This window comes from Streptomyces phaeochromogenes, from assembly GCF_001418655.1.
Taxonomy (GTDB): domain Bacteria; phylum Actinomycetota; class Actinomycetes; order Streptomycetales; family Streptomycetaceae; genus Streptomyces; species Streptomyces phaeochromogenes.
Window position 1 is genome coordinate 20,613 of record NZ_LIQZ01000137.1, and the last position, 7,124, is coordinate 27,736.

Sequence of the window (7,124 nt, forward strand, 5' to 3'; positions counted from 1 at the left end):
CTCAGTGATGTGCGAGGCGGCTCAGTAGTTGCCGAGGCCTCCGCAGACGTTGATCGCCTGCGCGGTGACGGCCGCCGCCGCGTCCGAGACGAGATACGCCACCATGGCGGCGACCTCGTCGGGGTCGGTGTAGCGGCCGAGGGGGATCTTGGCGTTGAACCGCTCCAGGACCTCGTCCTCGGTGGTGTTCCAGATACGGGCGTAGTGCTGGCGCACGTTGCCCGCCATGGGCGTCTCCACATAGCCGGGGCAGACCGCGTTGACGGTGATTCCGCTCTTGGCCAGTTCGAGACCGAGGGCCTTGGTGAACCCGACCACGCCGTGCTTGGAGGCCGAGTAGGGCGCCCCGAACACGACGCCCTGCTTGCCGCCCGTGGAGGCGATGCTGACGATCCTGGCGCGCTTCAGCTCACGCATCCGGCCGGTGGTCAGCACCTGCTTGGTGACCAGGAAGACGCTGTTGAGGTTGGTGTTGATGACGTCGAACCAGAGCTCGTCGGGGATCTCTGCGGTGACGCCGCCACCGCTGCGCCCGGCGTTGTTCACCAGGACCTCAACGGGACCGAACCGGTCGACGGCGGACTGGACGAACCGCTGCACGCTCTCGGCCGAGGTCACGTCGCACACGGTTCCGTCGGCCGTCACACCGCTCTCCTGGAGCTCCTTGACGGTCTGGGTGAGGGCTTCCTCGTCCCGGGCGCAGAGGTAGACGGGGTGTCCGAGCGCGCCCAGGGAGGCCGCGACGGACCGTCCGATGCCCCGGGTCGCTCCGGTGACGACGGCAGTGCCCCGGGGGGCCTGTACCTGCTCCATGGTGTCGGGCCCGTTCTCTCAGGCGGCCTGGGCCGCGGCGTGGTTGACCCGGTCGAGGAACTCCCGGGGGGTCTCGATCCCGGTGACCTCCTCGTCGGTGAGGTCGACCGCGAACCGCTGCTTCATCAGGGCCGCCGTCTCCAGCAGCGCCAGCGAGTCGTAGCCGAGGTCGGTGAAGGGCACGTCCAGGTTCTGGCCGGTGAGCGTGACGTCGTCGTCGGCGCCTGCGCACTCGGTGAGCACGAGGACCAGGTCGTCGAGGGTGATGGTCATGATGCGAACTCCTTGCGTACGAAATCGGATGGGGTGAGTGGGGGTGAGGTCCGGGTGCGGGTGCGGGCACGGGTGGAGATCGGAGGTCAGGCGGCCTCGGGCGAGCGGACCACCACGGCGGCGTTGAAGCCGCCATGACCCCGCGCCAGCACCAGGGCGGTACGCAGCGGGGTGTGGCGGGGCGTGCCGCGCACCAGGTCGAGCCGGTGCTCGGGAACGGGGCGGTCGATGCCCGCGGTGGGCGGGATGACGCCGTCGCGCAGGGCGAGCAGGGCCGCGGCCACGTCGAGCGGGGCCCCGCCGCCGAAGAGCCGGCCCGTGAGGGTTTTCGGGGCGGTGACCGGCACGCCGTAGGGGCCGAAGAGGGCGCGCAGTGCCGCGGCCTCTTCGTCGTCGGCCGTGGGCAGTCCCGCGGCGTCGGCGAAGACCACGTCCACGTCCTCGACGCCCAGCCCGCTGTCGGCGAGGGCGAGCCGTGCGGCGCGTTCGAGACCGGGCGGGCGTCCGGAGCCCGGCCGCGGCGAGAAGGTCGCCGCGTATCCGGCGATCTCGCCGTACACCCGGGCGCCGCGCGCACGGGCCGCCGTCTCCTCTTCGAGTACGAGCATCGCGCCTCCCTCGCCCGGCACTTGACCGGCGGCGCGGGTGTCGAAGGGCAGGTAGGCGGTGGCGGGGTCGTCGGAGCGGGAGAGCCGGCCGCTCGCGAGGTGGGAGACCAGCCCCCAGGGGTCGAGGGAGGAGTCCATGCCACCGGTCAGCGAGAGCTTGACGCCCTGCCGCAGCGTGCGGCGGGACTGGCCGATGGCATCGAGGCCGCCCGCCTGCTCGGAGACGAGGACGCCACTGGGTCCGCGCAGCTTGTGGCGGATGGAGAGCTGGCCGGTGTTGACCGCGTAGAACCAGGCGAAGGACTCGTAGACGCTGACCTGCTGCGGGCCCTGGGTCCACAGTTTGCGGATCTCCCGGTGGGTGAACTCGAATCCACCGGTGGCGTTGGAGGTGACCACGCCGCAGCCGTACTCGCCGTATCCGTCCTGTTCCGCCAGTTCGGCGGGGTCGGCGTCGGCGTCGGCCAGTGCCTCGGCGCCCGCGACGAGGGCGAGCCGGGTCACCCGGTCGGTCTGCGGCAGCAGCCGTCCCGGGATGTGCTCGGCCGCCTCGAACCCGTCGATCCGCCCGACCAGCCGGGACGGGTAGCGGGAGGCGTCGTAGTCGACGACCGGCCCGATGCCGCTCGTGCCCTGCAGCGTGGACTGCCACCACTGCTCGGTGCCGAGGCCGTTGGGGGCGGCGACGCCGATGCCGGTGATGACGGCGGTCGGCCGCCCGGTGCGCTCAGGGGTCTCCTGGGCCGCGGGAGTGGCCAGTGTCATCGCGTGGTTTCCTCTCGGGTGATGACCATGGCGGACTGGAAGCCGCCGAAGCCGCTGCCCACGCTGAGGACGGCGTCCACGCCGTGCTCCCGGGCCTCGTTCGGCACGTAGTCCAGGTCGCATTCGGGATCGGGCTCGTGAAGGTTGGCCGTGGGGGGAACGGCACCGTTCTCCATGGCCAGCGCGCAGGCGGCGATCTCGATGGAGCCGATGGCGCCGAGCGAGTGCCCGACCATGGACTTGATGGAGCTGATCGGCACCTCGTAGGCGTGCTGCCCGAGGGTCTCCTTGAAAGCGGCCGTCTCGTGCCGGTCGTTCTGCTTGGTGCCCGAGCCGTGCGCGTTGACGTAGTCGACGAGGTCGGGGTTGAGCCGCGCCTGGTCCAGTGAGTGCCGGATGGCCTCGGCCATCTCGTGGCCGTCCGGCCGCAGACCCGTCATGTGGTACGCGTTGCAGCGGGTGGCGTAGCCGCCGATGACCCCGTAGACATGGGCGCCCCGGGCCCGCGCGTGCTCCAGTTCCTCCAGGACGAACATCGCGGCGCCCTCGGCGAGTACGAAGCCGTTGCGGGTGCGGTCGAAGGGCCGGGAGGCATGCTCGGGGTCGTCGTTGCGGGGTGTGGTGGCCTTGATCGCGTCGAAGCAGGAGACCGCGATCGGGGAGATCGGGGTGTCGGCCGCCCCGGCGATCATGACGTCGACGGTGCCCTCGGCGATGAGGTCACGCGCGTAGCCCACGGAGTCCAGCCCGGAGGTGCAGCCGGTGGAGACGACCGTGGCGGGGCCTTCGGCGCCCACGGTCCAAGCCACCTCGGCCGCCAGGGAACTGGGCACGAAGGCGTCGAAGAGGTGGGGCGAGACATAGTCGCTGTCCACCTCCCACAGCCGGCCGCTGTCGCTGAGGACGAGGTATTCGCGTTCCAGTCCGGTGGTGCCGCCGACCGCGCTGCCGATGCTCACCCCGGTGCGGTGCGGGTCGAGTTCCACGAATTCGAGGCCGCTGTCCGCCATGCACTCCCTGGCGCTGACGACGGCGAACTGTGCGGCCCGGTCCAGCCGCCTCGCCTCCCGCGGGCTGAGCCCGGACCGCTGCGGATCGAAGTCGACTTCGGCGGCGACCTGTGAGCGGAAGCGGGAGGGATCGAAGAAGGAGATGGTGCGGGTGGCGGTGCGGCCCGAGACCAGGAGATCCCAGAACGCCTTCTTGCCCACCCCACCCGGCGCGACGACGCCTATCCCGGTGATTGCGACACTTCGGTTCACTGTCCTGCCCCTCGTTCGGCTGTCTTCGACTGTCGGCGCAACCCCTTGACCACGGCTCGAATTCGACTGGCGGCCCCGTCTCGCCGGGTCCAGCGGTGGTCCACTCCAGGTCGAGACGGCTCGGACAGGCTCGGCCCGCCCGCCGGACGTGCCGGGGGCCGAGGCGAGGGAGGTCCCGTGGAGCGCCGTCGAAGTGTGCTGCTGCTGCCCGGACAGGGTGCGCAGCGGGAACGTATGGCCGCCGGACTGTACGGCGCGCGGGAGGAGTTCACCGCGCCCATGGACGAGTTCTTCGGCCGGCTCGGCACGACGGGGTCACGGCTGCGGTCGGCGTGGTTGCGCCCCGCGCCCAACCCGGAGCTGGACGAGTCGGCGGTGGCGCAACCGCTGCTGCTCGCCGTGGGCCACGCGCTGGGACGTGCGGTCGGCGCGGCGGCGGAACCTCCCGCACTGCTGCTCGGGCACAGCGTGGGCGAGCTGGCGGCGGCCTGCCTGGTGGGCGTCTTCGATCCGGCGGACATCGGCGCGCTGGCCGCCGCCCGTTCCCGGGCGCTGGAGGGCACGGGGTACGGCGGGATGCTCGCGGTGGCGGCGACGGAGGGGCAACTGGCCGAAGAGCTTGGGGGGTTCGGCGACGGGTCGGCTGTCGGGGCCGATCGGGCGGTTGCCGGGGTCGACGGGTCGGCTGTCGGGGCCGACGGGATAGCAGCCGGGACCAACGGGGTGGCTGTCGCGGGGGTGGCCGACAGGGCGGCCTTCGCCGGGGTGGCCGTCGCGGCGCTCAACGGACCGCGTCAGACGGTGCTGGCGGGCCCCCGGGAGGCACTGGCCGCCGTGGAGCAACACCTGCGGGACCGTGGGTTCCTGGTACGCGCGCTGCGTTCGGGGCACGCCTTCCACAGCCCGGCCATGGAAGGAGCCGCGCTGCGCTTCGCCGAGGCACTGGCGGCTTTCGGGCCGCGTACTCCCCGGGCGGACGCCGGCACGGTGGTGTCCACCCGCACCGGGGTAGCGGTGACCCCGGAGCAGGCGCGGGATCCGCACTTCTGGGGCGGACAGTTGGCCGCGCCGGTGCGGTACTGGCCGGCCCTGCGGGAACTGCTGGACACCTTGGGGAGGCGCCCGGGTCTGCTGCTGCTCGACGGCTCCGCGGACCGGAGCCTGAGCGCCCCCGCCCGGCACCACCCCGCGGTGCGGGACGGCGCCAGCGAGGTGGTCCCCCTGCTGGCCGTCGGCCGGGACGCCGGTGGCCCGGCCGACGCGCGGGTCTTCGCCGAGGCGCTGCAGCGGCTGGGGGAACAGCGGGATCACACAGGGGATCACACAGTGGTGAGCTGACCTTGGACGTACTGGATGAGGGCGGCGGGGGTGGTGAGTTCGTCGAGCTGTTCGTCAGGCACGCTGACCTTGAAGTCGTCCTGGATGCGGGTCACGATCTCGTACACGGTGAGCGAGTCGAAACCGAGGTCGGTGAACTCGGTGTGCAGCGTGGAATCCTTGATCTCCTCACTGGTGGCTCCGTCGAAGCAGGCGTTCACGACGCTCTGGAACTCGGTGATGGTGAATTCAGCCATGCGGCACACCCTGTGCGGTCGCACTCGACGGCTGCTGGAGACCGGCTCGACGGCAGGTGGGACGCCGTCGGCTCCGCCGCCGCTCGATCCGGCCTCCAGTAGGCGGCCACAGCATCGCCACCATGACGACTGACGAGACGACTGATGAGACGACTGCCGAGACGACGAACGCTCCCAAGCTCCCCTCCCCCGAGCTGTACGTGGAGGTGACACAGTTCTACGCCCGCCAGATGCACCGGATGGACGGGGACGACTTCGGCGGTTTCGCCGCCACGTTCGTCGCGGACGCGGAGTTCCGCCTCGCGGGCGGCACCGTACTCACCGGCCCCGAGGCGATCGAGGCGGGAGCGCGGGCGGCGGCGGGCAGGTTCGACGGCGCGCAGCCCCGGCACTGGTTCGACATGATGACGGTCGAGGAGGCCGACGACGGCACGGTGTCCACCAGCTACTACGCGACGGTGACGGTCACTTCAGCGCAGGGTGCCGTCCTCGTGGAGCCGACCTGCTTCGTCCGGGACACCCTGGTCCGGGTGTCCGGTGTGCTGCGCAGCAGGTCCCGGGTCATCGAGCGGGACGACCTCGTGGTGCGCGCCCGGACGCAGGGCTGAGCCCGTGTGGTCGGTGGTGCTCCCGGTCAAGTCGTTCAGCAGGGCCAAGAGCCGGCTCGCGGCGGGGCTGGGACCGTGGCGCCAGGAACTGGCCCACGCCTTCTTCCTGGACACACTGTGGGCCGTACGGAACACCGAAGGAGTCCGTACGGTCGTGGTGGTGACGGCCGATCCCCTGGCCGCCTCGCAGGCCCGCACCCTGGGCGCGCTGGTCTGCCCGGACGCACCCGATCCCGACCTCAACGACGCCATACGCCTAGGGGCCGCCAAGTGCCGCTCGGTAGGCCCCGAGGGCCCGGTGGCGGCGCTCACCGCAGACCTGCCGGGCCTGCGTCCACGCGAACTGGAGCACGTCCTGCGCGCGGCACGGAATCATGATCGGGCCTTCGTCGCCGACCACACCGACGAGGGAACCACCGTCCTGACCGCACTCACCACCGCCGGCCTCGCACCCGCCTTCGGCACCGACTCCGCCCACCGGCACGCCTCCCTCGGGGCGTTCCCCATCGACATGCCGAGCGACTGCGGCATCCGGCTGGACGTGGACACCCCGGAGGACCTGGCGCGGGTGGCGCTGCGAGGGGTGGGGCCGTACACGGCGGCGCTGTTCCGCCTGCGCAAGGCGAGGTTCCCGGCGGCGGCCAACCCTGTTGAAGGATTTCAGGGCGTCCAGGGCGTTCAGGGTGCTTCGGCGACGGCTTCCTCGTAACGCTGGATGGCATGCACAAATGTCGCGCGCTCCTGCGGACTGAGGTCGTCGAAGACCTTGCGCCAGGCCCTGGCCCCGCTGGCCAGCCAGTCGTCGACGGCCGCGCGGGTGGTGGGGTCCTCGGTGAGCGAGACGATGCTGCGTCGGCGGTCGTCGGGATCGGAACGGCGCTCCACGACGCCCTCACGCTGCAGGTCGCTCACCATCAGACTGACCGTGGTCGGCGCGACCTCCAGCCGAGCGGCGAGGTCCTTGACGGACGTGGGCCCGTCGAAGATGAGGCAAGACAGCAGGGAGAGATGCCGGGGCGCCAGCCGCAACGAGCGCAACTGCTCGGGCACGGGGGTGCGCTTGGCGCGGGAGACCAGCCGCGGCAACGTGACGAGCATCGCCCGAACCGCCTCTTCGGCGCTGAGACGACTACCCGCCTCCGCCTCCGGCTCCTCTGACATCGCTTCGACCTCCAGATCCGCCACGGTACCGGACGGTGGGGCGGGGGTGTCCTACGAGGC

9 protein-coding genes are annotated in these 7,124 nt (G+C 71.6%); 3 read left to right on the plus strand and 6 right to left on the minus strand.

The annotated features are described in order from the left end of the window. Positions 1–21 precede the first annotated feature (21 nt). From AOK17_RS19170 to AOK17_RS19185, 4 genes are all read right to left on the minus strand, one after another. Positions 22–813 (minus strand): SDR family NAD(P)-dependent oxidoreductase, encoded by a 792-nt coding sequence (locus AOK17_RS19170; RefSeq protein WP_055613724.1) that lies wholly within the window; start codon positions 811–813, stop codon positions 22–24. A gap of 18 nt (positions 814–831) precedes the next feature. Next, positions 832–1,086: an acyl carrier protein gene (locus AOK17_RS19175; RefSeq protein WP_055613725.1), complete on the minus strand. Its 255-nt coding sequence runs from the start codon at positions 1,084–1,086 to the stop codon at positions 832–834. 86 nt (positions 1,087–1,172) lie between these two features. Next, on the minus strand, positions 1,173–2,459 hold the full coding sequence (locus tag AOK17_RS19180) for a ketosynthase chain-length factor (protein ID WP_055613726.1): 1,287 nt from the start codon (positions 2,457–2,459) through the stop codon (positions 1,173–1,175). Continuing rightward, on the minus strand, positions 2,456–3,721 hold the full coding sequence (locus AOK17_RS19185; RefSeq protein ID WP_055613727.1) for a beta-ketoacyl-[acyl-carrier-protein] synthase family protein: 1,266 nt from the start codon (positions 3,719–3,721) through the stop codon (positions 2,456–2,458). The genes AOK17_RS19180 and AOK17_RS19185 overlap by 4 nt, the downstream gene beginning before the upstream one ends. Positions 3,722–3,898: 177 nt before the next feature. On the opposite strand from AOK17_RS19185, the gene AOK17_RS19190 reads away from it, so the two are divergent. Beyond that, entirely contained in the window at positions 3,899–5,059 is a 1,161-nt protein-coding gene (locus AOK17_RS19190; RefSeq protein WP_063997257.1) for an acyltransferase domain-containing protein, read from the plus strand. Here the strand turns inward: AOK17_RS19190 and AOK17_RS19195 are convergent. Further along, positions 5,041–5,295 carry an acyl carrier protein gene (locus tag AOK17_RS19195; RefSeq protein ID WP_055613729.1) on the minus strand — a complete coding sequence of 85 codons (255 nt, stop codon included), beginning with the start codon at positions 5,293–5,295 and terminating at the stop codon, positions 5,041–5,043. The two genes, AOK17_RS19190 and AOK17_RS19195, sit on opposite strands and share 19 nt — an antisense overlap. A 122-nt stretch (positions 5,296–5,417) precedes the next feature. On the opposite strand from AOK17_RS19195, the gene AOK17_RS19200 reads away from it, so the two are divergent. Both AOK17_RS19200 and cofC read left to right on the plus strand, forming a co-directional pair. Beyond that, on the plus strand, positions 5,418–5,903 hold the full coding sequence (locus tag AOK17_RS19200; RefSeq protein ID WP_055613730.1) for a nuclear transport factor 2 family protein: 486 nt from the start codon (positions 5,418–5,420) through the stop codon (positions 5,901–5,903). Positions 5,904–5,916: 13 nt separating this feature from the next. Then, positions 5,917–6,612, plus strand: coding sequence for a 2-phospho-L-lactate guanylyltransferase (gene cofC, locus AOK17_RS19205; RefSeq protein ID WP_157881359.1), 696 nt, complete (start codon positions 5,917–5,919; stop codon positions 6,610–6,612). Here cofC and AOK17_RS19210 read toward each other — a convergent pair. Then, positions 6,582–7,064: a MarR family winged helix-turn-helix transcriptional regulator gene (locus tag AOK17_RS19210; protein WP_055613733.1), complete on the minus strand. Its 483-nt coding sequence runs from the start codon at positions 7,062–7,064 to the stop codon at positions 6,582–6,584. The genes cofC and AOK17_RS19210 overlap by 31 nt on opposite strands. Between the last annotated feature and the right edge of the window lie 60 nt (positions 7,065–7,124).

What these genes read in the sequence shown, in the direction of transcription:
- AOK17_RS19210 (WP_055613733.1), bottom strand. Translation starts at nt 7,064, where the DNA reads ATGTCAGAGGAGCCGGAGGCGGAGGCGGGTAGTCGTCTCAGCGCCGAA.
- AOK17_RS19195 (WP_055613729.1), bottom strand. Translation starts at nt 5,295, where the DNA reads ATGGCTGAATTCACCATCACCGAGTTCCAGAGCGTCGTGAACGCCTGC.
- AOK17_RS19170 (WP_055613724.1), bottom strand. Translation starts at nt 813, where the DNA reads ATGGAGCAGGTACAGGCCCCCCGGGGCACTGCCGTCGTCACCGGAGCG.
- AOK17_RS19180 (WP_055613726.1), bottom strand. Translation starts at nt 2,459, where the DNA reads ATGACACTGGCCACTCCCGCGGCCCAGGAGACCCCTGAGCGCACCGGG.
- AOK17_RS19200 (WP_055613730.1), top strand. Translation starts at nt 5,418, where the DNA reads ATGACGACTGACGAGACGACTGATGAGACGACTGCCGAGACGACGAAC.
- AOK17_RS19175 (WP_055613725.1), bottom strand. Translation starts at nt 1,086, where the DNA reads ATGACCATCACCCTCGACGACCTGGTCCTCGTGCTCACCGAGTGCGCA.